Origin of the sequence: Sphingobium sp. R-21, from assembly GCF_049913335.1 — a bacterium.
Taxonomy (GTDB): domain Bacteria; phylum Pseudomonadota; class Alphaproteobacteria; order Sphingomonadales; family Sphingomonadaceae; genus Sphingobium.
Genome location: NZ_CP184374.1, coordinates 950,819 through 974,958 on the forward strand (window position 1 = coordinate 950,819; position 24,140 = coordinate 974,958).

19 protein-coding genes are annotated in these 24,140 nt (G+C 64.3%); 6 read left to right on the plus strand and 13 right to left on the minus strand.

Going from position 1 to position 24,140, the window contains the following annotated elements:
* Positions 1-14: 14 nt before the first annotated feature.
* The 7 genes from ACN9MX_RS04450 to ACN9MX_RS04480 all read right to left on the minus strand — a co-directional run bounded on the left by ACN9MX_RS04450 (position 15) and on the right by ACN9MX_RS04480 (position 9,532).
* Positions 15-1,607 (minus strand): MFS transporter, encoded by a 1,593-nt coding sequence (locus ACN9MX_RS04450; RefSeq protein WP_426387246.1) that lies wholly within the window; start codon positions 1,605-1,607, stop codon positions 15-17.
* A gap of 115 nt (positions 1,608-1,722) precedes the next feature.
* Positions 1,723-2,094 carry a tRNA-binding protein gene (locus ACN9MX_RS04455; RefSeq protein WP_133652031.1) on the minus strand — a complete coding sequence of 124 codons (372 nt, stop codon included), beginning with the start codon at positions 2,092-2,094 and terminating at the stop codon, positions 1,723-1,725.
* A gap of 168 nt (positions 2,095-2,262) precedes the next feature.
* Positions 2,263-4,263: a biotin carboxylase N-terminal domain-containing protein gene (locus ACN9MX_RS04460; RefSeq protein ID WP_426387247.1), complete on the minus strand. Its 2,001-nt coding sequence runs from the start codon at positions 4,261-4,263 to the stop codon at positions 2,263-2,265.
* A 117-nt stretch (positions 4,264-4,380) separates the two neighbouring features.
* Positions 4,381-5,391, minus strand: coding sequence for a biotin synthase BioB (gene bioB, locus ACN9MX_RS04465; RefSeq protein WP_363754273.1), 1,011 nt, complete (start codon positions 5,389-5,391; stop codon positions 4,381-4,383).
* The gene (scpA, locus tag ACN9MX_RS04470) at positions 5,391-7,544 is read right to left on the minus strand and encodes a methylmalonyl-CoA mutase (protein ID WP_426387248.1); all 2,154 of its coding nucleotides are present in this window, start codon (positions 7,542-7,544) and stop codon (positions 5,391-5,393) included. Before scpA ends, bioB begins: the two co-directional genes overlap by 1 nt.
* A 1-nt stretch (position 7,545) precedes the next feature.
* Positions 7,546-7,986, minus strand: coding sequence for a methylmalonyl-CoA epimerase (gene mce, locus ACN9MX_RS04475; protein WP_363734795.1), 441 nt, complete (start codon positions 7,984-7,986; stop codon positions 7,546-7,548).
* Positions 7,987-7,999: 13 nt separating this feature from the next.
* Positions 8,000-9,532, minus strand: a complete 1,533-nt coding sequence (locus ACN9MX_RS04480) for an acyl-CoA carboxylase subunit beta (protein WP_426387249.1) — start codon at positions 9,530-9,532, stop codon at positions 8,000-8,002.
* Between the two features lie 121 nt (positions 9,533-9,653).
* Here ACN9MX_RS04480 and ACN9MX_RS04485 point away from each other — a divergent pair, with 121 nt between their 5' ends.
* The gene (locus tag ACN9MX_RS04485; RefSeq protein WP_363734794.1) at positions 9,654-11,069 is read left to right on the plus strand and encodes a helix-turn-helix domain-containing protein; all 1,416 of its coding nucleotides are present in this window, start codon (positions 9,654-9,656) and stop codon (positions 11,067-11,069) included.
* A gap of 53 nt (positions 11,070-11,122) precedes the next feature.
* On the opposite strand, the gene ACN9MX_RS04490 is transcribed toward ACN9MX_RS04485, so the two are convergent.
* Positions 11,123-12,019: a LysR family transcriptional regulator gene (locus ACN9MX_RS04490; RefSeq protein WP_363754278.1), complete on the minus strand. Its 897-nt coding sequence runs from the start codon at positions 12,017-12,019 to the stop codon at positions 11,123-11,125.
* Positions 12,020-12,127: 108 nt separating this feature from the next.
* Between ACN9MX_RS04490 and ACN9MX_RS04495 the strand changes: the two genes are divergently transcribed.
* On the plus strand, positions 12,128-12,913 hold the full coding sequence (locus tag ACN9MX_RS04495; protein ID WP_426387250.1) for an SDR family NAD(P)-dependent oxidoreductase: 786 nt from the start codon (positions 12,128-12,130) through the stop codon (positions 12,911-12,913).
* A gap of 76 nt (positions 12,914-12,989) precedes the next feature.
* Positions 12,990-13,703 carry a 2OG-Fe dioxygenase family protein gene (locus tag ACN9MX_RS04500; RefSeq protein WP_426387251.1) on the plus strand — a complete coding sequence of 238 codons (714 nt, stop codon included), beginning with the start codon at positions 12,990-12,992 and terminating at the stop codon, positions 13,701-13,703.
* A gap of 34 nt (positions 13,704-13,737) precedes the next feature.
* On the opposite strand, the gene gor is transcribed toward ACN9MX_RS04500, so the two are convergent.
* Together gor and pgi are read right to left on the minus strand one after the other, a co-directional pair.
* A complete protein-coding gene (gene gor, locus ACN9MX_RS04505; RefSeq protein WP_363754281.1) occupies positions 13,738-15,084 on the minus strand; it encodes a glutathione-disulfide reductase in 1,347 nt (448 codons plus the stop codon).
* A gap of 91 nt (positions 15,085-15,175) precedes the next feature.
* Positions 15,176-16,681, minus strand: coding sequence for a glucose-6-phosphate isomerase (gene pgi, locus ACN9MX_RS04510; protein WP_426387252.1), 1,506 nt, complete (start codon positions 16,679-16,681; stop codon positions 15,176-15,178).
* A 459-nt stretch (positions 16,682-17,140) separates the two neighbouring features.
* Here pgi and lepB point away from each other — a divergent pair, with 459 nt between their 5' ends.
* The 3 genes from lepB to era all read left to right on the plus strand — a co-directional run bounded on the left by lepB (position 17,141) and on the right by era (position 19,614).
* Positions 17,141-17,965 (plus strand): signal peptidase I, encoded by an 825-nt coding sequence (gene lepB, locus ACN9MX_RS04515; protein ID WP_133652043.1) that lies wholly within the window; start codon positions 17,141-17,143, stop codon positions 17,963-17,965.
* Positions 17,920-18,633, plus strand: a complete 714-nt coding sequence (gene rnc, locus ACN9MX_RS04520; protein ID WP_363734788.1) for a ribonuclease III — start codon at positions 17,920-17,922, stop codon at positions 18,631-18,633. The genes lepB and rnc overlap by 46 nt, the downstream gene beginning before the upstream one ends.
* A gap of 72 nt (positions 18,634-18,705) precedes the next feature.
* Positions 18,706-19,614 (plus strand): GTPase Era, encoded by a 909-nt coding sequence (gene era, locus ACN9MX_RS04525; protein WP_426387253.1) that lies wholly within the window; start codon positions 18,706-18,708, stop codon positions 19,612-19,614.
* Between the two features lie 66 nt (positions 19,615-19,680).
* On the opposite strand, the gene topA is transcribed toward era, so the two are convergent.
* The 3 genes from topA to plsY form a co-directional block, all read right to left on the minus strand.
* Positions 19,681-22,269 (minus strand): type I DNA topoisomerase, encoded by a 2,589-nt coding sequence (topA, locus tag ACN9MX_RS04530; RefSeq protein ID WP_426387254.1) that lies wholly within the window; start codon positions 22,267-22,269, stop codon positions 19,681-19,683.
* Positions 22,270-22,386: 117 nt separating this feature from the next.
* Positions 22,387-23,469 (minus strand): DNA-processing protein DprA, encoded by a 1,083-nt coding sequence (dprA, locus tag ACN9MX_RS04535; RefSeq protein WP_426387255.1) that lies wholly within the window; start codon positions 23,467-23,469, stop codon positions 22,387-22,389.
* Positions 23,466-24,080 (minus strand): glycerol-3-phosphate 1-O-acyltransferase PlsY, encoded by a 615-nt coding sequence (plsY, locus tag ACN9MX_RS04540; RefSeq protein WP_426387472.1) that lies wholly within the window; start codon positions 24,078-24,080, stop codon positions 23,466-23,468. The genes dprA and plsY overlap by 4 nt, the downstream gene beginning before the upstream one ends.
* Positions 24,081-24,140 lie beyond the last annotated feature (60 nt).

A 24,140-nucleotide genomic window follows, 5' to 3' on the forward strand; every position in this document is an offset into this window, starting at 1 on the left:
CCAGCGTCGAGGGATCAGGCATCCATCCGTGCCCCGCGCGTTTCCGGCAGGGCGATGATGCAGGTCAACAGCGCCGCTGCCACCACCGCCATCGTATACCACAGCCCGGCATAGGGATCCCCCGTCCGCGCCACGATATACTGGCTGACCAGCGGCAGGAACCCGCCGAAATAGCCGGTCCCGATATGATAGGGGATCGACAGCGAGCTATAGCGTATCCGCGCCGGAAAATATTCCGACAGCAACGCCGCCACCGGCCCATAGGTCGCCCCCGACAGCGTCCAGAGCAGCAACAGGGCCATGAAAAGCAGCATGACGCGGGGCCAGTCCGGCGTCACGGGCGCGGAGGCATAGCCCGCGTCATGCAGCGCCGCATCCAGCCCTTGCGCGCTGATATCGGCGACGCTCGCCGCACCAATGCTGACGGAGGACACCGCAGCCTCGCGCTTTTCATAAGGAATGCCGCGCTTGGAAAAATGATCGAGCAACTTGCCGCAGGCGGTTGGCTGAACCTTCGCGAAGGGGTCGAAGCGGCAATCAGGCCCGCTCACGACCACCGGCGCGCGCTGCGCCGCCTGATAGAGGGCGGGATTGGCCATGCTGCCCATGAATTGATAAAGCGGCATCAGCAGCAGCAGGACCAGCGCATAGCCGATGACGATGGGCTTTTTCCGGCCCACCCGGTCGGACAGCCAGCCGAAGAAGATGAAGGCCGCCACGCCCGCAAAAGCACTGCCTCCAACGAGGAGCTGCGCCATGCCGGATGCGACATGCAGCCCGTTCTGAAGAAAATAGAGCGCCTGGAACATCACCGTATAGGCGATCACGGTAAAGCCCGCCGCGATCCCGATCATCGCCACCAGCATCCGCCGCTTGTTGCCGGGATAGGTGAAGGCTTCCTTCAGCGGATTGCGGGATTGCGCGCCCCCCGCCTTCATCGCCACGAACACCGGGCTTTCACGCAGCATCAGCCGCATCCAGAGCGAAATCGCCAGCAACGCCAGCGAGAAGATGAAGGGCAGCCGCCATCCCCAATCGTCCCATACCGCCTTGCCGACGATCCATTGCGTGCCGATCACGACGATCAGGGAAAGGATGAAGCCGCCGATCACGCCGGCCTGGATGAAGCTGGTGTAAAAGCCGCGCCGGCGCGGGGGCGCATGTTCGGCGACATAGATGGCGGCACCGCCATATTCGCCGCCAAGCGCCAGTCCCTGCGCAATGCGCAGCATGATGAGGATGATCGGCGCGGCGATGCCAATGCTTGCGGCCGAAGGCGTCAGCCCGACCCCCGCGGTTGCTGCCCCCATCAGCATGATCGTCGCCAGGAAGGTATATTTCCGCCCCAGTCTGTCGCCCAGATAGCCGAACAACACGGCGCCCAGCGGCCTGAAGCCGAAGCCGACGGCGAACCCCGCGAGAGAATAGAGCAGTTCGACGGTCGGATTGTCGGTCGGGAAGAATGTCCTGCCGATGATCGGAGCCAGCACGCCGTAGATGTAGAAATCATACCATTCGAATAATGTGCCGAGCGCCGACGCGGTGATTACCAGCCGGTCGCGCCTTGCGTCCATCACATAGTCGGCGTCGGCCGCATCGTCCCTCATTCCACCCCCGTTCGACTGCACGATTTCCCTGTGCCCGTTCTACCGCCGCACCGAACCCCTGCAAGCGCCATCGGCATCGGCAGCGCATCTGCCCCGGCCGGTTATGCCCTACCGATCAGAACAGGCGAGACCCGTTCGGCACCACCCGGTCGGGCGCGAACAGCATCACCGCTCCCGCCTCATCCGCGAAACCCAAAGTCAGCACCTCGGACATGAATTTCCCGATCTGCCGCGGCGGAAAATTGACGACCGCCGCGACCTGCCGGCCCGCCAGTTCCTCGACCGCATAATTTTCGGTAATCTGCGCGCTTGATTTCTTCAGCCCGATGGCAGCCCCGAAATCTATCAGCAGCTTGTAGGCGGGCTTGCGCGCCTCCGGATAAGCTTCTGCCGAAACGATGGTGCCGACGCGGATGTCCACCTTCAGGAAATCGTCGAAGCCGATGGGGTCGGCGGCGACCGCCCCGGAATCGTGGTTCACATGCATGCGGTCATGCTAGAGCGATTTCCAAGCGATCGGAACCGATCGCTGGTTAAGAAATCGCGGAAAGCAAGAAATCCAGAGCGATTTCCAGGCGATCGGAACCGATCGCTCGCAATGCCGGCGGCGGAAAAGTCGAGAGGCGCATCCCGACTTTCCCTTGGCGCCGCCCGATTATTCCAGTTCCAGGATGATCGCATCCACCGGCAGGCTTTCGCCCTGCGCGGCGGACACGCTCTTGATCACGCCCGCCTTCTGCGCGCGCAGGATATTCTCCATCTTCATCGCCTCGATCACGGCAAGCGGCTGGCCAGCCTCGACCTTGTCCCCTTCCCGGACGTTCAGCGCGACCAGAAGGCCGGGCATCGGACAGATCAGGAAACGCGACAGGTCTGGCGGGATCTTCTCGATCATGTGCCGGGCATGCACCGCCGCATGGGCGGGCAGGATGCGCAGCTTGTGGCTGGCGCCATGGACGGTCAGCACAAAGCCCGACCGCACCGGCGCGATCTTCACCGCCAGTTGCTCCTCGCCGAACTCCGCCTCGATCAGCCGGTCGCCGGGCGTATATTCCAGCGCCAGTTCCATGGCTTCGCCGTCGACCGTGACGTCATCGCCGTTGATCACGACATCGTGGATCGCGTCACCGATCTTCACCTGCCAATCGGTCGGCGGAGACAGGCGCTTGCCCAACTGCCCGTCGATCCGCCGCGCCCGGTCCGCCTGCGCCATGGCGGCGAAGGCGCCGATGGCCGACAGGCGCTTCAGCAGCGTTTCGGAAGCCGGAGCGCCGGTGAACCCCTCCGGATATTCCTCCGCGATGAAGCCGGTGGTGATGTTGCCCGAACGGAATCGTTCATGCTGCATCAGCGCGGAGACGAAGTCGATATTGTGCCCCGGCCCCTCGATCTCGAACAGGTCCAGCGCCGCGATCTGCTTGTCGATGGCCTCCAGACGGGTCGGCGCCCAGGTGATCAGCTTGGCGATCATCGGGTCGTAGAACATGCTGACCTCACCGCCTTCGACCACGCCGTCATCCACGCGCACCAGCGCGCCCGTTTCGTCCGCACCCGTTTCAGGCGGATTGTAGCGGATCAGGCGGCCGGTCGAAGGCAGGAAGCCACGATAGGGATCCTCCGCATAGACGCGGTTCTCGATCGCCCAGCCGTTGATCTTCACATCTTCCTGGCGGAAGGACAGTTCCTCGCCATTGGCGACGCGGATCATCTGCTCGACCAGGTCGAGGCCGGTGATCTCTTCCGTGACCGGATGCTCCACCTGCAGGCGGGTGTTCATCTCCAGGAAATAGAATCCGTCGCCGGTCTTGTCCGCGCCCGACACGATCAGTTCGACCGTACCCGCGCTGAAATAGCCGACCGCGCGGGCCAGGGCGACGCACTGCTCGCCCATCTTCCTGCGCATTTCGGGGGATACGAAGGGCGAAGGCGCTTCCTCCACCACCTTCTGGTGGCGGCGCTGGATCGAACATTCGCGTTCGTTGAGGTAGACGATGTTGCCGTGCTGATCGCCCAGTATCTGGATTTCGATATGGCGCGGGCTTTCGATGAACTTCTCGATGAAGACGCGGTCGTCGCCAAAGCTGTTCAACCCCTCGCGCTTGGTCGCCTCAAAGCCCTCGCGCACGTCCTGCTCGCTATAGGCAAGGCGCATGCCCTTGCCGCCGCCGCCGGCCGAAGCCTTCATCATCACCGGATAGCCGATCTCGTTGGAGATGCGGACGGCATGCTCCGTATCCTCGATCACGCCGACATAGCCGGGAACCACATTGACGCCCGCGGCCTTGGCGAGTTTCTTGGACTCGATCTTGTCGCCCATGGCGGCGATGGCATTGGCGGGCGGCCCCACGAAGATGATGCCCTCGGCGTCGAGCGCCTTGCGGAAGCTCTCACGCTCCGAAAGGAAGCCATAGCCCGGATGCACCGCGTCCGCGCCGGTCGCCTTGCAGGCTTCGATAATCTTGTCGGCCAGCAGATAGGACTGGGCAGCAGGCGGCGGGCCCAGATGCACCGCCTCATCCGCCATCAGCACATGGGGACTGCGCGCGTCCGCATCCGAATAGACCGCCACGGTCTTGATGCCCATCTTCCGCGCCGTGCGGATGACGCGGCACGCAATTTCGCCACGGTTCGCGATCAGGATCTTGGTGATTGCCATCTATGTCCTCGGCTTCCGCTCTTTATGTATGATCTCTAAGGAAAACGATTGTCTGGATAGTCCAAAGGACAAGGATGAAGGTGAAGAAGCCGCCGATTAACAGCGGCAGCCTCTTTCTCACTCCGCCGCTTCCAAATGCCCATGCGGCTGCGCCATCATCGGTGTCAGCCCAAGCTTGGAAAGCAGCGCACTATCCTTGTCGTCGCCAGCGTTCGCCGCCGTCAGCAGCTTGTCGCCGGTGAAGATGCTGTTCGCGCCCGCCATGAAGCACAGCGCCTGACACGCCTCGCTCATGCTTTCGCGACCTGCCGAGAGCCGTACCATCGACTGCGGCATGACGATACGCGCCACGGCGACGGTGCGGACGAACTCCACCTCGTCGATCTTCGCGAGCGGCGTGTCCTTCAGCATGTCGCCCAACACCGTACCCTCGACGGGAACCAGCGCATTGATCGGCACGCTCTCAGGGTGGGGCATGGTCGCCAGGGCATGCAGGAAGCCGATCCGGTCGCTCCGCGTCTCGCCCATGCCGACGATCCCGCCGCAGCACACATTGATGCCTGCATCGCGCACATTTTCCAGCGTCTCGATCCGGTCCTCGAAGGTCCGGGTGGTAATGACGTTGGCGTAATTTTCCGGCGAAGTGTCGATATTGTGATTATAATAATCCAGCCCCGCATCCGCGAGTTGCTTCGCCTGGGTCGACGACAGCATGCCCAACGTCATGCAGGTTTCCATGCCCATCTGGCGAACGCCCTTCACCATCTCGATGAGCTTGGGCATGTCCCGTTCCTTGGGATTGCGCCACGCAGCGCCCATGCAGAAACGGCCCGAACCATGGTCCTTGGCCTGCGCCGCCGCCTGGAGCACGGCCTGCACGTCCATCAGCTTGGTGGCCTTGAGGCCGCTTTCCGCCTCGGTCGACTGGCTGCAATAGCCGCAATCCTCCGGGCAGCCGCCCGTCTTGATCGACAGCAGGGTCGACAACTGCACTTCATTGCGCGGAAAATTCGCCCGGTGGATCGACTGCGCCTCGAACATCAGGTCGTTGAAGGGCAGGTCGAACAGCGCGGCGATCTCGTCGCGGGTCCAGTCAGTGCGGCCAAGGACTTTGGCAGTGGGTGTCATTATGCGGCTTCCTCCAGCCCCGCCGGGGGCATGTTGTGGCCGAGGAGGCGCAGCACATCTGCGGCGCATTCCACGACGTTGGAGCCCGGTCCATAAATCCCCTGAACGCCCGCGTCACGGAGGAAGTCATAATCCTGCGGCGGAATGACCCCGCCCGCGATCACTTTGATGTCGTTCCGGCCCTTTTCCCGAAGCTGCCGGATGAGTTCGGGGATCAGCGTCTTGTGCCCCGCGGCCAGCGACGAAGCCCCCACCACATCGACGCCGCTGTCGAGCGCCAGCACCACCGTTTCCTCCGGCGTCTGGAACAGCGGACCCGACACGATGTCGAAACCCATGTCCCCAAAGGCGGAAGCGATCACGTTGGCGCCCCGGTCATGGCCGTCCTGCCCCATCTTGGCGATAAGGATCTTCGGCTTGCGACCGAGGCGCCGCTCGACGGCCTGCACCCCGTCAAGTACCTGTTTCCAGCGGCTATCCTGCGCATAAGGCTCGGCATAGACGCCCTTCACCGGCGTCGGCACCGTGCCGTAACGGTTGAAGCTGTCCTCCATGGCGGAGGAGATTTCGCCCAGCGTGGCACGCGCCCGCGCCGCTTCGACCGCATGGGCAAGGAGGTTGTTCTCGATCGACTGCGGCCCGGCCGCCGCTGCACGCAGCGCATCCAGCGCGGCCTGACACGCAGCCTCGTCGCGCTCCGCCTTCACCCGGTTGATGCGGGCGATCTGCGCCTCGCGAACCTTGGTGTTGTCGACCTCCAGCGTTTCCAGCAGGTCCTCGTTCGCCAGGCGATATTTGTTGACGCCGACGATCACGTCCTCGCCCAGGTCGACCCGCGCCTGACGGGCGGCGGCGGCGGTCTCGATCATCGCCTTGGGCCAGCCGGCGCCCACGGCCTTCGCCATGCCGCCCTCGGCCTCGACGCGGTCGATGATCTCCTGCGCCGCGTCGACCAGTTGCTGGGTCAGGCTCTCGATATAATAGCTGCCGCCCAGCGGATCGACGACATTGCACATGCCCGTCTCTTCCTGGATGACGATCTGCGTGTTGCGCGCGATGCGGGCCGAAAAGTCGGTCGGCAGCGCGATCGCCTCGTCCAGCGCATTGGTATGCAGCGACTGCGTGCCGCCCAGCATCGCCGCCATCGCCTCGATGGTGGTGCGCATGACGTTGTTATAGGGGTCCTGCTCCGTCAGCGACACGCCCGACGTCTGGCAATGGGTGCGCAGCATCTTGCTGCGCTCGTCCTTCGCGCCCAGCTTCGTCATGACCCGATGCCACAGCACGCGGGCAGCGCGCAGCTTGGCGATCTCCATGAAGAAGTTCATGCCGATGGCGAAGAAGAAGCTCAGCCGCCCCGCGAACTTGTCGATATCGAGGCCCGAAGCCACGCCATAGCGCACATATTCCGCACCATCCGCGATGGTGAAGGCCAGTTCCTGCACCTGCGTCGCCCCGGCTTCCTGCATATGATAGCCGGAGATGGAGATGCTGTTGAACTTGGGCATCTCGCGGCTCGTATAGCCGAAAATGTCCGAAATGATCCGCATGCTCGGCTCGGGCGGATAGATATAGGTGTTGCGGACCATGAACTCCTTGAGGATGTCGTTCTGGATGGTCCCGTCGAGCAGCTTGCGCTCGACCCCTTGCTCCTCGCCCGCGACGATGAAGAAGGCGAGGATCGGGATCACCGCGCCGTTCATGGTCATGGAAACCGACATCTGGTCGAGCGGAATGCCGTCGAACAGGATCTTCATGTCCTCGATCGTGTCGATCGCCACGCCAGCCTTGCCGACGTCGCCGACGACGCGGGGATGGTCGCTGTCATAACCGCGATGGGTGGCAAGGTCGAAGGCGACGCTGAGCCCCTTCTGCCCCGCCGCCAGATTGCGGCGATAGAAGGCATTGGATTCCTCTGCCGTCGAGAAGCCCGCATATTGCCGGATGGTCCAGGGGCGCCCCGCATACATGGACGCGCGCACCCCGCGCGTGAACGGTGCGAAGCCGGGCAGGCCCGGATCGACGGTCACGTCCTCGGCCGTGTAGAGCGGCTTCACCGTGATACCTTCCGGGGTATCCCAGTTCAGATCCTTGCCCTTCACCTCCTTGGCGGCGGCGGCGGCCCACTGGTCCAGCGTCGGCTTCTCGGTCATATCAATGCGCGCCCTCTTTCGGCGTTTCCATGATTTCAGTGAGCACCCCGTTCATATCCTTGGGGTGGACGAAGAAGATCAGCGTCCCATGCGCGCCGATGCGCGGCTCGCCGAGCACCTTCTTGCCCAGCTTTTCGAACCAGGCCTTGGCTTCATGAATGTCGGGCACTTCATAGCACATATGATGCTGCCCACCGGCCGGGTTCTTGGCGATGAAGCCGTGGATCGGGCTGTTCTCGCCCAAAGGCTCGATCAGCTCGATCTGTGTGCCTGCCGTGCCATTTTCGCCCGGCGTATCGACGAAGCACACCTTCACGCCCTGGGCGGGCAGGTCGAACGGCTCGTGCGTCAGCGTCGCGCCCATGACGTCGCGATAATAGGCCAGCGACGCTTCCAGCGAGGGGGTGGCAACGCCGATATGGTTCAAGCGACCGAGTTTCATGACTGCCCTCTCCTCAGAGCGGAATATTGTCGTGCTTCTTCCACGGGTTTTCGAGGCTCTTGTTGCGCAGCTTGCGCAGCCCCAGAGCAATCCGCTTGCGGGTCGAATGCGGCTGGATCACCTCGTCGATGAAGCCCTTGCTCGCCGCCACGAACGGATTGGCGAAGCGGTCCTCATATTCCTTCGTCTTCTCGGCAATCTCTTCCGGCGTCTTGCCGCGGAAGATGATCTCCACCGCGCCCTTCGCGCCCATCACCGCGATCTCGGCGGTCGGCCAGGCATAGTTGAGGTCGCCGCGCAGATGCTTGGAGGACATGACGTCATAGGCGCCGCCATAGGCCTTGCGCGTGATGACGGTGATCTTCGGCACGGTCGCCTCGGCATAGGCGAACAGCAGCTTCGCGCCATGCTTGATGATGCCGCTATGCTCCTGCGCCGTTCCCGGCAGGAAGCCCGGCACATCGACAAAGGTGACGATCGGAATCTCGAACGCGTCGCAGAAGCGCACGAACCGCCCGGCCTTCTTGGACGAGTTGATGTCCAGCACACCCGCCAGCACCATCGGCTGATTGGCGATGATGCCGACCGTCTTGCCCTCGATCCGCCCGAAGCCGCAGAGGATGTTGCCCGCATGCGCCGGCTGCACCTCGAAGAAATCGCCCTCGTCCACCACCTTCCGGATCAGCTCATGCATGTCATAGGGCTGGTTCGCATTGGCCGGGATCAACGTGTCCAGGCTTTCCTCGATCCGGTCCCACGGGTCCGCACTCGGCCGTTCCGGCACGGGTTCCTTGTTGGACGCCGGCAGGAAATCGACGAAGTCGCGCACCGCCAGCAATGCCTCGATGTCATTTTCGAACGCCACGTCCGCCACACCGGACTTGGTCGTATGCGTCACCGCGCCGCCCAGTTCCTCCTGCGTCACCATCTCGTTGGTGACGGTCTTGACCACGTCCGGGCCAGTCACGAACATGAAGCTGCTGTCCTTCACCATGAAGATGAAGTCCGTCATGGCAGGCGAATAGACCGCACCGCCCGCGCACGGCCCCATGATCACGCTGATCTGCGGCACTACGCCCGAAGCCAGCACGTTGCGCTGGAAAATCTCGGCATAACCGGCGAGCGAAGCCACGCCTTCCTGGATGCGCGCGCCGCCGCTATCGTTAAGGCCGATCACGGGCGCACCGACCTTCAGCGCCATGTCCATGATCTTGCAGATCTTCATCGCGTGCCGTTCCGACACCGCGCCGCCATAGACGGTGAAATCCTGCGAAAAGACATAAACCAGCCGGCCGTTGATTGTGCCCGATCCGGTGACGACGCCATCGCCGGGGATATGCTGCCCATCCATGCCGAAGTCGATGCAGTTATGCTCGACATACATGTCCAGCTCTTCGAAGCTGTCCTCGTCCAGCAGCACGTCCAGCCGTTCCCGCGCGGTCAGCTTGCCCTTGGCATGTTGCGCGTCGATGCGGCGCTGTCCGCCACCCAGACGGGCGGCCTCCCGCTTGGCTTCGAGCTGTTCGATAATGGCGAGCTTCGACATATCTGGCTTTTCTCCGGCTTGTCGCGGACGTCTATGTCCGCCCCATTTCAATCTTTCCGCATTTTCGCAAATGCAATTTTGCCAATTTGCAAATCGCGATTTTGCAAATTATGGACGATCCATGGCTCGTGGCAATCGAATCTTCGCAGGTCCGCGCCTGCGCCAGCTCCGCCTGGACCATCGCATGGACCAGTCGACCATGGCGCATGCGCTCGGCATATCGGTATCCTATCTCAGTCAGCTTGAGAATGACGACCGCCCCCTGACGGCGAAGGTCAAGGCGGCCGTCGCCAGCGCCTTTCCCACCGACTGGGCCAGCTTCGACAGCCGGGAGGAGGAGCAGCTTCTTGGCGCCTTCACCTTCGCCCTTGCCCATCCCGAACTGCCCGGCGTCCCGATGGAGCCGGAACGGATCGAGAAGCTGCACCTGCAATTCCCCGAATTCGCGGCGCGCTATGTCGACCTCTACAATGCCCATATGCGCGCCAATGAACGCATCAACATGATCGAGGAGGCGATCGCCAACGACCATGCGGTGCAGGCCCGCCTCCCCTGGGAGGCGGCGCGCGACTGGTTCCACGAAGCGGGCAATTACGTCCATGTCCTGGACTGCCTGGCGGAGGACATGGCTGCCAGCTTCACCGCCGGCCAGACGCTCGACGAAGGCATGCTGGTGGAGGCGCTCGCCCGTCGCCACGGCATTGAAACGCTGATCGCGGAAACGCCGGATTCCGCTCTCCGCTCCTATACCAGCAGCGAAAAGCGGCTGTTCGTGAACGCCGCCCTCCCGACCGAGAGCCGCAAGTTCATGCTCGCCCATCAATTGACGATGCTGGAGGGGCAGGCCGTGATCGCCGACGTCGTCAACAAGGCGGCATTGCCCGTCCCTGGCGCGGACCGCCTGCTCGCCATCGGCCTTGCCAACTATGCCGCGGGGGCGCTGCTGATGCCCTATGCGCCCTTCCGCGAAGCCGCTCGCGAAGTGCGCCATGACATAGACCGCCTCGCCCGCCGCTTCGGCGTCAGCTTCGAACAGGCCTGCCATCGCCTCTCGACGCTGCAACGGCCCGGCCTGCGGGGCATCCCCTTCTTCTTCTGCCGTGTCGACATGGCTGGCAACATCACCAAGCGCCATAGCGCCACCCGATTGCAGTTCGCCCGCTTCGGCGGCGCCTGTCCGCTCTGGAACGTCCATGAAGCGGTGGCGGTCCCCGACCGGATCAACGTGCAGCTCGGCGAAACGCCAGACGGGGTCCGCTATGTGTCCATGGCGAAGGGGCTGGTGAAACCCTCCGGCAGCTACAGCCGCACGCCGCGCCGCTTCGCCGTCGTGCTGGGCTGCGAAATCGCGCACGCCGCCAATTTCGTCTATGCCGACGGCCTGCAGCTGGAGGTGGAGGGCGCGGCGACCCCCATAGGCGTTACCTGCCGCCTCTGCCCCCGCCAAAGCTGCGACCAGCGTGCCTTCCCACCGGCCGACCGACCTATCCGCGTAGATCCCGACAACCGCCAGATCGTGCCCTACTGGATTGGCTAGAGCGATTTCCAGGCATCGCTGCTTAAGAAAGGGAATCCAGATCGAAGCCCGCTCTAAACCGGCAGTTCCAGCTCTTCCTCCAGAAAGTCGAGAAAGGCCCTCAGCCGCGCCGCCAGCCGGTCCTGAGCGGAATAGAGGGCGTGAATATCCTCGCCGTCGCCCGTGCTGAAATCGCCCAGCACCTCGACCAGCCGACCTTCCCGCAGGTCGGCGGCGACGTGGAACCGCCCGTGCCGCGCTATGCCGCCGCCCGCGATCGCCATCTGCCGAACGACCTCGCCGGAATTGCCGAAGAAACGCCCCTGTACCGGCCGCATCACCGTGCGCCCCCCAATCCGGAACGCCCAGCTGTCCACCGACCTGCGAAAGCTGAATTGCAAGCAGTCATGCCCTTCAAGATCGTCGGGCGTGCGCGGCGTGCCCCGCTCAGCCAGATAGGCGGGACTGGCGACCAGCACCATGCGGCTGTGCCCCAGCTTCTTCGCCCGCAACCGCGTGTCGCGCAACGGTCCGATCCGGATGGCGATGTCGGCCCTCTCCTCCACCAGGTCCACCACCGCGTCGGATAGCGCCAGATCGACCGTCACCGCCGGATGCCGCGCCAGAAACCGGGGCAGGATCGGCAAGAGGCAGTGGATGCCGAAGGATACGGAGGCATTCACCCGCAACAGCCCTCGCGGTCCCTGGTCCTCCTGCCCCAGCCTGCTTTCGACATCGGTCATTTCCGCCATCAGGGCGGTCATCCGGTCCCGATAGGCCGCGCCTTCCATGGTCAGCGCCAGGGATCGCGTTGTCCGCCGCAGCAAGGTGACGCCAAGACGCTGCTCCAGCCGCGCGATGCTTCGGCTGACGGCGGACGGGGTCAGCCGCAATGTCCGGGCGGCGGAGGCAAGGCTGCCCTCCTGCGCCACGGCCAGAAATGTCTCTATGTCCCCGAAGCGGTTATCCATATGCCACTCATGATCTTGAATCACTTCTATAGTGACGACGATCATTCTAATCATCAATGACTGCTTCTCCTATCTCTGCGCCCAACCACGCAAGACAGGAGTTGCCCCATGGATCTGAAACTCAGCGGCAAGACCGCGCTCGTCACCGGATCGACCGCCGGAATCGGCTTTGCCATAGCCAAACGCCTTGCCGAAGAAGGTGTCGAAGTCGTCATCACCGGCCGCAACCAGAACAAGCTGGACGAGGCCGCCGCGCAACTCGCCCAATCGGGCAGGATCCGGCCGATACTGGCCGACGCCGCCACGGCCGCCGGCGCAGCCACCCTTGTCGAGGCCGCGCCCGATATCGACATCCTCGTCAACAATCTGGGCATCTATGAGGCCAGGCCCTTCACCGAAATCTCGGATGAGGACTGGCATCGCTTCTTCGAGGTCAATGTGGTCAGCGGCGCGCGCCTTGCCCGCCATTATTTCCCCCGCATGCTCGACCGGAACTGGGGCCGCATCATCTTCATCGCCAGCGAAAGCGCATTGGTGATCCCAGGAGAGATGATCCATTACGGCATGACCAAGACGGCCCAGCTCGCCATCGCCCGCGGCCTTGCCGAACAGACCAGAGGCACCGGCGTGACCGTCAATTCCGTCCTCCCCGGCCCCACCCGGTCGGAAGGGATAGTCGATTTCATCCAGTCCGTAGTCGACAACAAGGACGCGCCGGAGGCCGATCGCGAGGCGGAGTTCTTCCGGACGATGCGTCCGCTCTCCCTCATCCGCCGTTTGATAGAGGCGGACGAGATCGGATCGATGGTCGCCTATCTCGCCAGCCCGCTCGCTGCCGTCACCAACGGCGCCGCCATAAGGGCGGAGGGCGGGATCGTTCCAACGATCGCCTGAGCCCGGGAACATGCGGCAATCCTGAATGCGGGAACTGGCCCTGTCGCTCGTCCGTCCCTTCCGTTAGGAAAGATGGATGCGCGACACGGACATATTGGCGGACACCCCCCTTCGGCAGCAACTGGAGGCCGCGGGCTTCGCGCGCCTGGACGGTCCCCGGCTGTTCGGGCAGCTCGCGATCGCGGCGGACCACTGGGCAGCGCTCGTCCGCAGCTGGAACGACCTTGGTCCCGACCTCTACATGGCGGACGGCGGTCGCTACCGCCGCCGCCGCCACGCGACCTTCGCCTACGACCAGGGCCGGTTCACGCGCAAACCGCATCAGCCCCATTTCCAGAGCCGCGACTATAATCCGCTGAACGGCGACGTGCAGCGCTGGTTCGACCCCGTGGAACAGGCCACGATCGACAATGGCGCGATGCGTTCCATCTTCGCCTTCTGCGCGCGCAGCTTCCCGCTCGCCGGGCCGCAGCATGTCGAAATGCATCAGTTCCGCATCGAGGCAAGCCTGGCGGAGGCCGGCCGCCCGACGCCGGAGGGCATGCACCGCGACGGCGTGGACTGGGTGTTCGTGATGCTGGTCGACCGCCGCAATGTCGGCGAGGGCGTGACCCGGATCGGCGCTCCCGACGGCCAGCCGCTGGGCGAATTCACCCTGGCGCAGGCGGGCGATGCCGTACTGATCGACGACCACCGCATCCTGCACGGCGTCACTGAGATCCATGGCGTCGATCCGGCGCAACCGGCCTGGCGCGACGCGCTGGTCCTGACCTTCGTGGCGGAGGGCTGAACCCGTCCGGGCAGCCCGTCCTCCGCTCCCGATCCTATTTCAGCAGCACCAGTTCCTCGGCCATGCTCGGATGCAGGGCGACCGTGTCGTCGAACTGCTGCTTGGTAAGGCCCGCCTTCACCGCAATCGCAGCTGCCTGCAATATCTCCGGCGCATCCGGCCCGATCATGTGCAGCCCGACCACGCGATTGGTCGTCGCATCCACCACCATCTTGTAGAGCGCCCGCTCGTCCCGCCCGGCCAGCACGTTCTTCATCGGCCGGAAGTCGGACGTGTAGACCTTCACCGTGCCCAGCTTGTTCTTCGCCTGCGCTTCGGTTAGGCCGACGCCGGCCAGCGGCGGATGGCTGAACACGGCGGAGGGGATGCAGCTGTAATCCACCGTGCGCGGATTGTCCCCGAACACCGTGTCCGCAAAGGCATGCCCCTCGCGGATCGCCACCGGCGTCAGTTGCATCCGGTCGGTGACGTCGCCCACCGCATAGATGCTCTCGCAGCTCGTGCGGCTATATTCATCGACCTTGATCGCGCCCTTGTCGTTCAGCTCGACCCCGGCATTTTCCAGGCCCAGCCCATCGACATGCGGCTTGCGCCCGGTCGCGAAGACCAGCAGGTCGCAGGCGACCGGATCGCCGTTCCTGAACCGGACGCATAAAGTGCCGTCCTCATTCTTCTCGATCTTCTCCATCTCCGCATTGAAGCGGAAATTAATCCCCTTCATCGTCGAGATCTGGAGCAATCGGTCGCGGATCTGCTCGTCATAGCCGCGCAGCAGCGTGCCTGATCGGTTGACGATCGTCACATGGCTGCCGAACTGGTGGAAGATGCCGGCAAATTCATTGGCGATATAGCCGCCGCCGACGATCACGATCCGCTTGGGGCATTCCTCCAGATGGAACACCTCGTTGGACGTCACGCCATGCTCCGCGCCCTCGATATCGGGAATGATGGGCCAGGCGCCGGTGGAAATGAGGATATGTTTCGCGCTCACCTGCCGCCCGCTGGCGAGCTTCACGCCATGCGGCCCGGTGATCGTGGCGCGTTCCGCGATCAGCTCGACCTTGTGGCTGTCGAGCGTGTTCCTGTAGAGCCCCTCCAGCCGGTCGACATCCGCCAGCACATTGTCGCGCAGCGTCGTCCATTCGAAACCGCAATCGGGCACGTTCCAGCCGAAACGCCGCGCATCCTTCAGGTCCTCGGCAAAATGCGCGCCATAGATGAGCAGCTTCTTGGGCACGCAGCCGCGAATGACGCAGGTGCCGCCGACGCGATATTCCTCGGCCACGGCGACCTTTGCACCGTGCGCCGCGGCCACCCGCGACGCCCTGACCCCTCCCGATCCCGCACCGATGACGAAAAGGTCGAAGTCGTAATTGCTCATTCATCCCTCCGCTGGACTGGGCCCGCATATGGAGCTTCGCCAGCGGAGTTACAAATGCTTCTTGCTTCCCGAAACCGGAAAGACCCGATCGTCAAACACCGCCCAGCGCGATGTCGATAAGCGCCATGGTCGAGGGATCGAACCCCCTCGGCCCCTCCGCCTCGATGGACCTGGCAATCTCCTTGCCCAGTTCCACCCCGAACTGGTCGAAGGGATTGATCCTCATCAGCACCGCATTGGCAAAGGTCCGATGCTCGTAGAAGGCGATCAGGGCGCCCAGCACCTCCGGCGTCACGTCATTCAGCAGGATCGTGGTCGAAGGACGATTGCCGGGATAGGCCCGTGCCGGATCGGCCGCATTGTCCTTGCCCCGCATCAGGGCCGCGCCCTGGGCAAAGCAGTTCACCAGCAGCGCGCGGTGATGCGCGGGATCAAGCGCATGGCCCGGCTCGATCGAGGCGATGAATTCGACCGGCGTCAGGATCGTACCCTGGTGCAGCAACTGGAACACCGCATGCTGCGCGTCCGTGCCGACGCCGCCCCAGGTGATCGGCGCCGTGGGACCGTCCACCGGCTGGCCGTCCCGCATCACGCTCTTGCCGTTGCTCTCCATTTCCAGTTGCTGGAGATAGGAGGGCAGCAGCCGCAACCGCTCGTCATAGGCGAACAGCGCGCGCGTCTGGCAACCCAGCACCCGTGCATAATATTGGTCGACAAAGGCCGCGATCAAAGGCGCATTGGCCTTGGGATCGGACAGGCGGAAATGCCGGTCCATCGCCGCCGCCCCTTCCAGCAGGCTCTCGAAAGCGTCCCAGCCCAACGCCAGCGCCGCCGGAAAACCGATGGACGACCACAGCGAATAACGCCCGCCCACGCTTTCGGCAAAGGGCAGCACGCGGGTTTCGTCCACGCCCCATTCGATCGCCCGGTCCGGCGCCGCCGTCAGCGCGATCACCCGGCCATAAGGGTCTTCCACGCCTGCCTCGACCATCCAGTTGATCGCGCTCGCCGCGTTCAGCATGGTTTCGGTCGTGGTGAAGGTCTTGGAGGCCACAGCGATCAGCGTCGCTTCCGGGTCGAAACGCGAAATCGCCCGTTCCATGGCGGTGCCGTCCACATTGGAGACGATCGCGACATCGTAGCGCGCGCCGTCCCCGCCCAAGGCGTCGATGATCAGGTCGGGGCCCAGCGCCGATCCGCCGATGCCGATGTGCAGGATGTGCCGGATCGGCCCCAGCGCCTCGCCCTCGATCGCATCGATCAGCGCGCGCATCCGCGCATGGAACATCTTGGCCCGCGCCACGCTGTCCGCATTGCCCTCGCCCCGCTCGGCGGGATGTTCGGCGGCGCGCCCTTCCGTGTTGTTCACCGCCTCGCCCGCGAACAGGGCGTCACGCTGCGCGGCAAAGCCCTGTTCCTCCGCCAGCTTCAGGAAACCGTCGAACAATTCGTCGGTCAGGTGCGTCTTCGACCAGTCGAAGCGGATCGGCCCGTGCGTCAGGGTGAATTTGCTCAACCGGTCGGGATCGGTCGTGAAGATGGACTTCAGATCAGCCTGGGGAAGAGCCGAAAGCGCTGCCAGTGCAGGGCTGGGCATTGGGAATATCCTCTTGTTTCGCTGTTGGTCGACACCGACGCTGCACCTGTCGATTCTTGCCATCCTAGCCAAGTCGTTCCGCTATTGCACCGTCAAGCAGGAAAAATCAGGCGGCAAGGGTCTATCGGGTGACGATCGCCCGGTCGTCGAAAAGGGTTGCCTTTCATAGGATGACGAACCGAAAAATGGCGGTTTTTCGTGCAGCATAGGAACATCGGAAGCGCGGCAAATCATCATGTGCGGGCCGTCAGCGCTGAATGGCGATCCATCCTGGAGCATCGTGCGCAGAAGCGGGAACCGGTTTTGCGCAAAAACGATGCGACATCAAAAGAATAGAACGCGCTGGATGAGTCGGATTTGACGCGACGCGCTCTAGCGCGCTTGACGGCGGCTTTACTAACCCGCAAAAGCCGCGACGGCCTGTTTTCAGGGCGAAATGAAGGAAAAGACGACCAAAGCATGAGCGCAAAATCCGAAACGCGGGATTTCCTCTGGTTTCTCGCAAAGCTGGCGGTGTTCGTCTTCGTCCTTCGCAGCTTCATCGTATCGCCCTTCAACATCCCGTCGGAATCGATGCAGCCGCGCCTGCTGATCGGGGATTATCTGCTGGTGGCGAAATGGCCCTATGGCTATTCGCGCTATTCCCTGCCCTTCGGCATCCCGCTGATCCCCGGCCGCATCTTCGCATCCACGCCCCATCGCGGCGACGTGGTGGTGTTCAAGGCGCCGCCAAACCAGAAGAACGACTATATCAAGCGCGTCATCGGTCTGCCCGGCGACATGATCTCGGTACGCGGCGGCACCGTCTATCTGAACGGCCAGGCGATTCCCAAGCAGAAGGTGGCCGACCTCGTCATACCCGTCACCCCCAATATGGTCGACGCGGCGGAAAAGGAAGGCAGCCCCTCCCCCTGCTACCGCCCGAAGTTCGAGGAAGCCGCACCCGATGGCGGGCGCCAGTGCCGCTATCCCCAATATCGGGAGACGCTGCCGGGCGGCAAAAGCTACAATGTGCTTGACCTGGTACCGGACGGCGCGGCCGACGACCGCGACACGGTGGTCGTGCCGGAAGGCCATCTCTTCATGATGGGCGACAATCGGGATCGCAGCGCGGACAGCCGCTTCCCGGCGGTCGAAGGTGGCGGCATCGGCCTGGTGCCGGAGGAAAATCTGGTGGGGAAGGCGATGGTCTCCGTCTTCTCGACCGACGGCAGCGCGAACTGGCTGCTGCCCTGGACATGGTTCACCGCCGCGCGCTGGAGCCGGATCGGGGAAGGCTTTTGACGAAACCGGACACCGAAGGCTGGCTCAAGACCCTGATCGGCCGCACGCCGCGGGATCCGGCCGCCTTCGATCAGGCGCTGACCCATGGCAGCGCCAGTGCGGTGAATTACGAACGGCTGGAATTTCTTGGCGACCGCATACTCGGCCTGCTGGTCGCGGAATGGCTCTATGACCGCTTTTCCGGCGAACCGGAAGGCAAGCTCTCCCGCCGCTTCAACGCCCTGGTATCGGGCGAGACCTGTGCCGACGTCGCCCGCAGCGCCGGGGTTCCCGCTCATCTGGTGCTGGGAAAGCAGGCCCGCGACGATGGCGCGGCGGACAGCGACAATGTCCTGGGCGACGTCATGGAGGCGCTGATCGGCGCGCTCTATTTGGAAGGCGGGCTGGAGGAAGTCCGCGCCTTGGTTCGCCGCCTCTGGGCCGACCGCGTCGATACCCAGGCGAGCGCGCCCAAACACCCCAAATCCGCTCTTCAGGAATGGGCGGCCGCCAACAAGCGCAAGCCGCCGGAATATGCGATGACCGACCGCTCCGGCCCGCACCACGCCCTGAAATTCACGGTCACCGTCAGCATCAGGGGCGCGGGCGAGGCAAGCGCATCGGGCGGTTCCAAGCAGGAAGCGGAAACGGCGGCGGCAAAGGCCCTGTTGGAAAAGCTGGGCGGCTGATCCTGTCCCAAAGCCTGATTTTACGGTAGGAAAGAAGCCCGGCGAAAGGCGCCGGGTGAACGGAGTTCTTGTTTGACGATCGATCTCGACAATCAACGCTGCGGCGTAATCGCCATCGTCGGCGCCCCCAATGCGGGCAAATCGACGCTGGTAAATGCCCTTGTCGGCCAGAAGGTGGCGATTACCAGCCCCAAGGCGCAGACCACCCGAACCCGCGTCATGGGCGTCGCGATCGAGGGCGACGCGCAGATGGTGCTGGTCGACACGCCCGGCATCTTCGCCCCCCGACGCCGGCTGGACCGCGCCATGGTGCAGGCCGCCTGGGGCGGCGCGCAGGGCGCTGACCTGATCGCGCTGGTCGTCGACGGCAAGGCCGGGCTGGGCGCCAAGATGGAACCGATCATTTCCGCCCTCGCCGCCCGCCCGGAAAAGAAATGGCTGATCCTCAACAAGGTCGATATCGCCATCAAGGAAAAGCTGCTGGTCCACACCCAGAAGCTCTACGAGCAGCTCGATATCGCCGAGACATTTTTCGTCAGCGCCGCCACCGGCGATGGCCTTCCCGAACTCAAGGCCGCCTTTGCCAGGGCCATGCCGGAAGGCCCCTGGCATTTCCCTGAGGATCAGGTTTCCGACGCCACCGATCGCATGCTGGCCGCCGAGATCACCCGCGAACAGCTCTATCACCAACTCCATGCCGAACTGCCCTATGCCGCCGCAGTGGACACCGAAAAATATAGCGAGCGCGAGGACGGTTCCGTCGAAATCCACCAGCAGATACTGGTCGGCCGCCCCAGCCAGCGCGCGATCGTGCTGGGCAAGGGCGGTCAGCGCCTCAAGGAAATCGGATCAAAGGCGCGCGCCGAACTCGCCAGCCTGCTGGGCGTCAAGGTCCATCTCTACCTCCACGTCAAGGTGAAGGAGGATTGGGAGGATGACCGCTTCATCTACCGCGACATCGGTCTGGATTGGGTGGAGTGAATCCATCCAATAATGCGACGTGCTCCTGCGCAGGCAGGAGCACGTCGCGCCTCGCTTGAAGGGTGGCTATTCCGCCGCCACCTTCTTCTTCGCAGGCGCCTTTTTCGCAGCAGGCTTCTTGGCCGCACCCTTTTTCGCCGGAGCCTTCTTCCCCTTCTTCGCCGGCGCCGCCGCAGCCCGCGCGTCGATCAGCTGCGCCGCCTCCTCCAGCGTCAAGGCTTCCTGCTCGATCGTCTTGGGCAAGGTCGCATTGGTCGTGCCGTCGGTCACATAAGGGCCATAGCGCCCCGCCATCAGCTTGATCTCGACCTCCGTGCGCGGATGCTTGCCAAGCACCTTCAACGGCTCCCGCGAGGAAGCCCCCCGCCCGCCCTTGTTCGCCGCGTCGGCCAGCTTGGCGACGGCGCTGTTCATCCCCACCTCGAAAATCTCGGCGGTCGATGACAGGCGGCCATATTTGCCGTCATGCAGCAAATAGGGCCCGAAACGCCCGATATTGGCCACGATCGGCTTGCCCGTCTCCGGATGCAGCCCGACCTCGCGGGGCAGGCTCAACAGCTTCACGGCCCAATCCAGCGTCATCTCGCCATCGGGCAGGTCCTTGGGAATGGAACCGCGCTTGGCCTCCTTCCCCTCGCCCATCTCGATATAGGGGCCGAAACGCCCGGATTTCCGGACGATGTCCTGCCCGGTTTCCGGATGCTTGCCCAGCACCTCCGGACCCGTATCCTCGTCGCCTTCCTTGCCGCCCGGCTGGCCGAACTTCCGCGTATATTTGCACTCAGGATAGTTGGAGCAGGCAATGAACGCCCCGAAGCGTCCGCCACGCAGCGCCAACTGCCCGTCGCCGCACATGGGGCAGGCGCGCGGATTGCTGCCGTCGGCCCTGGGCGGAAACAGCATCGGCTCCAGGAACTTGTCCAGCTCCGCCGTGATGTCGGACGGCTTCTGCTCCATCACCTCGGCGGTCTTCGGCTTGAAGTCGCGCCAGAAGGCTTCCAGCACCGCCTGCCACTGGGCGCGGCCGCCGGAAATATCGTCCAGTTCTTCTTCCAGCCCCGCGGTGAAGTCATAGGAGACATAGCGTTCGAAGAAACGCTCGAGGAAGGCCGTCACCAGCCGCCCGCTCTCCTCGGCGAAGAAGCGGTTCTTCTCCACCCGCACATAGTCGCGGTCCTTGAGCACCTGAAGCGTGGAGGCATAGGTGGACGGACGCCCGATCCCCAGTTCCTCCAGCTTCTTGACCAGCGACGCTTCCGAATAACGCGGCGGCGGCTGGGTGAAATGCTGCTCCGCCGTCACCTTCTTCTTCGCCGGAGCGTCGCCCGCGACCATGCGCGGCAGCAGCTTGCTGTCATCCTCCTCGGCATCGGCGGAGGCCTGTTTGCCGGAGCCGCGCTCAGGATCGTCACGGCCCTCTTCATAGAGCGCCAGGAATCCCGGGAAGATCACCACCTGACCCGTGGCGCGCAGCCCATGTTGCCCGGTCGCATCCACCAGATCGACGGTGGTCCGCTCCATGCGCGCCGAAGCCATCTGGCTTGCCAGCGCCCGCTTGAAGATCAGGTCGTAAAGCCGCGCATGATCGCCCGAACCGACCTTTTCACGACCAAATTCGGTCGGACGGATGGCTTCGTGCGCTTCCTGGGCATTCTTGGCCTTGGTCTGATATTGGCGCGGCTTTTCGGGCAGATAGCCGCCGTCATAGCGCTCCGCGATCGCCTTGCGCGCGGCGGAAATGGCGCTGCCGTCCATCTGCACGCCGTCGGTACGCATATAGGTGATCGCGCCGTCCTCATAGAGCTGCTGCGCGACCCGCATCGTATGGCTGGCCGAGAAGCCGAGCTTGCGCGCCGCCTCCTGCTGGAGCGTCGAGGTCGTGAACGGCGGCGGAGGGTTGCGCGAAACCGGCCTGGTCTCGACCTTCTCGACGGTGAATCGCCCCGCCTCCACATCCGCCTTCGCGGCCATGGCGTCGCCTTCCCTGCCGATGGTCAGCCGGTCGATCTTCTCCCCGCGCCACCTGACCAGCCGGGCGGTGAAGCCCTGTCCACCCTGCTCCATCTCGGCCGCGACGGACCAATATTCCTGCGGCACGAAACTCTCGATCTCGCGCTCGCGCTCGACCACCAGCCGCAACGCCACCGACTGCACGCGCCCCGCCGACTTGGCGCCCGGCAACTTGCGCCACAGCACCGGCGACAGGGTAAAGCCCACCAAATAATCCAGCGCCCGCCGCGCCCGATAGGCGTCGATCAGATCCTCGTCCAACGCGCGCGGCTGCGCCATCGCGTCCGTCACCGCCTGCTTGGTGATTGCGTTGAAGGTGACGCGGTCGACCTTCTGAGGCAGCGCCTTCTTGGCGCGCAGCACCTCCTGCACATGCCAGCTGATGGCCTCCCCTTCGCGATCAGGGTCAGTCGCCAGGATCAGGCGCGTCGCCTTCCTGGCTTCATCGGTTATGGCTTTCAGCTGCTTGCCCTTGTCGCCATAATTTTCCCAACTCATGGCAAAGCCGTTGTCGGGGTCCACCGACCCGTCCTTCGGCGGCAGGTCGCGAATATGCCCATAGCTGGCCAGCACGTGGAAATCGCCGCCCAGATATTTTTCGATGGTCTTCGCCTTGGCCGGCGATTCAACGATGACAAGTTGCATTCATGCCCCGGTTCAAATTGTCTCTCACGTACACGCGCGAGTCTGAAAGCTGTTTTGTCCCCCCGTCAACCCGCCGCGATGCAGCGGGCATCCGAACATGCGGCATAACGCTCGCGCTCAGGACAGGCTGACCTTTCCCCCCGCATGCCGCTCCAGCCGCGCCGCAAGCTCCAGTTCCAGCAGCACCGTCTGCACGACCGCGGGGCCAAGGCCGGACAAGCGGATCAGTTCGTCCACCGGCACGGGCGCCGGACCCAGCAGCGCGACGATCGACGCCCGCTCCCGATCGGCCACGTCGCCCGACGGCGGCTCGCCCGAAAAATCGCTTCCCGGCTGGCGAACCATGCGCGGATCGATGGCGCCGATCGCCTCGATCACGTCGGCGGCGCTCTGGATCAGCACCGCGCCCTCCCGAATCAGCTGGTTGCATCCCTGGGCGCGGGGATCGAGCGGGGAACCGGGCACGGCCATGACCTCCCGCCCCGCCTCGCCCGCCAGCCGCGCCGTGATCAGCGAGCCGGACCTGGGCGCCGCCTCGACGACAACGGTGCCCCTCGCCAGCCCGGCGATGATCCTGTTGCGCGCCGGAAACTGCCGCGCCAGGGGCTGCGTGCCCGGCGGATGCTCGGTGACCAGCAATCCTTCCTCCGCCAACCGCTCCTGCAACTCGGCATTTTCAGGCGGAAAGGCGATGTCGATGCCGCAGGCGATGACGGCGATGGTGCCGCTTTCCAGCGCGCCCTGATGCGCGGCGGTGTCAATTCCCCGCGCCAGCCCCGAAACCACCACGGCGCCTCGCTGCCCCAGTTCCTGCGCCAGCGTTCGGGCGAAACGGCATGCCGCGGCGGAGGCATTGCGCGCGCCCACCATCGCCACGCATTCGCGCCCCGCCAGCGACACATGCCCGCGCACGATCAGCGCCGGCGGCGCGCCTTCCATCTGGTCCAGCAGGAAGGGATAATCGGCATCGCCGATGATGAGATAGCGCGCGCCAGCCGCCCGGCTGCGCGCAATTTCCTGTTCGACGATCTGCGCGTCGATGATGCTCGCCTTGCCCCCGCCCCGCGCCGCCATGTCCGGCACGGCGCGCAAGGCCTCGCCCGCCGTGCCGAAGCGCGCCATCAACTGGCGGAATGTCACGAGGCCGATGCGCGGCGAACGGATCAGGCGCAGGCGGTTGAACCGCTCCTGCTCGCTCATTCCCCGCCCGCAGCCTTTTTCGAAGCACCGACCTTCGGCTCCGTCCCCCTGGCAAGCCGCGCGATATTCGCCCGGTGCCGCCATAGCACGATCAGCGCGAGCGCCAGCGCGACGGGGACCAGGTCGATCCGGCCAAGGCACCACATGGCGACGGGCGCGCTCACCGCCGCCGACATGCCGCCGACGGAGGACCATTTCGTCCCGAACAGCGCCCCCAGCCACACGACCGCGAAGACGATTCCCGCCGGCCAGTACAGCGCCGTCACCACGCCCATCATCGTCGCCACGCCCTTGCCACCGGCAAAACGGAGCCAGACCGGATAGCAATGGCCGATAAAGGCCATGGCGCCCGCCATCGGCCCACCGCCCTCGATCAGCGCCGAACCGATCAGCACCGCCGCCGCGCCCTTCAGCAGGTCGAGCAGCAGCGTCGCCGCCGCCAGCCCCTTGCGCCCGGTCCGCAGCACATTGGTCGCGCCGATATTCCCCGACCCGATCTTGCGCAGGTCGCCCGCGCCGGTGACGCGCGTCAGCAGCAGGCCGAAGGGAATGGAACCCAGCAGATAACCGATCAGCAGGACGAATGCGGGAAGTAGCCAGGGAGGAGTCATGATCTCGCCATTATGGTTGCGGCGCGACCATAGCGTTCCCGGCGCGCCGGGCAACCCTTG

What these genes read in the sequence shown, in the direction of transcription:
- plsY (WP_426387472.1), bottom strand. Translation starts at nt 24,080, where the DNA reads ATGACTCCTCCCTGGCTACTTCCCGCATTCGTCCTGCTGATCGGTTAT.
- lepB (WP_133652043.1), top strand. Translation starts at nt 17,141, where the DNA reads ATGAGCGCAAAATCCGAAACGCGGGATTTCCTCTGGTTTCTCGCAAAG.
- ACN9MX_RS04485 (WP_363734794.1), top strand. Translation starts at nt 9,654, where the DNA reads ATGGCTCGTGGCAATCGAATCTTCGCAGGTCCGCGCCTGCGCCAGCTC.
- pgi (WP_426387252.1), bottom strand. Translation starts at nt 16,681, where the DNA reads ATGCCCAGCCCTGCACTGGCAGCGCTTTCGGCTCTTCCCCAGGCTGAT.
- ACN9MX_RS04455 (WP_133652031.1), bottom strand. Translation starts at nt 2,094, where the DNA reads ATGCATGTGAACCACGATTCCGGGGCGGTCGCCGCCGACCCCATCGGC.
- ACN9MX_RS04480 (WP_426387249.1), bottom strand. Translation starts at nt 9,532, where the DNA reads ATGTCGAAGCTCGCCATTATCGAACAGCTCGAAGCCAAGCGGGAGGCC.
- mce (WP_363734795.1), bottom strand. Translation starts at nt 7,986, where the DNA reads ATGAAACTCGGTCGCTTGAACCATATCGGCGTTGCCACCCCCTCGCTG.
- rnc (WP_363734788.1), top strand. Translation starts at nt 17,920, where the DNA reads ATGGTTCACCGCCGCGCGCTGGAGCCGGATCGGGGAAGGCTTTTGACG.
- gor (WP_363754281.1), bottom strand. Translation starts at nt 15,084, where the DNA reads ATGAGCAATTACGACTTCGACCTTTTCGTCATCGGTGCGGGATCGGGA.
- ACN9MX_RS04490 (WP_363754278.1), bottom strand. Translation starts at nt 12,019, where the DNA reads ATGGATAACCGCTTCGGGGACATAGAGACATTTCTGGCCGTGGCGCAG.
- bioB (WP_363754273.1), bottom strand. Translation starts at nt 5,391, where the DNA reads ATGACACCCACTGCCAAAGTCCTTGGCCGCACTGACTGGACCCGCGAC.
- ACN9MX_RS04450 (WP_426387246.1), bottom strand. Translation starts at nt 1,607, where the DNA reads ATGAGGGACGATGCGGCCGACGCCGACTATGTGATGGACGCAAGGCGC.
- scpA (WP_426387248.1), bottom strand. Translation starts at nt 7,544, where the DNA reads ATGACCGAGAAGCCGACGCTGGACCAGTGGGCCGCCGCCGCCGCCAAG.
- dprA (WP_426387255.1), bottom strand. Translation starts at nt 23,469, where the DNA reads ATGAGCGAGCAGGAGCGGTTCAACCGCCTGCGCCTGATCCGTTCGCCG.
- topA (WP_426387254.1), bottom strand. Translation starts at nt 22,269, where the DNA reads ATGCAACTTGTCATCGTTGAATCGCCGGCCAAGGCGAAGACCATCGAA.
- ACN9MX_RS04500 (WP_426387251.1), top strand. Translation starts at nt 12,990, where the DNA reads ATGCGCGACACGGACATATTGGCGGACACCCCCCTTCGGCAGCAACTG.
- ACN9MX_RS04460 (WP_426387247.1), bottom strand. Translation starts at nt 4,263, where the DNA reads ATGGCAATCACCAAGATCCTGATCGCGAACCGTGGCGAAATTGCGTGC.
- ACN9MX_RS04495 (WP_426387250.1), top strand. Translation starts at nt 12,128, where the DNA reads ATGGATCTGAAACTCAGCGGCAAGACCGCGCTCGTCACCGGATCGACC.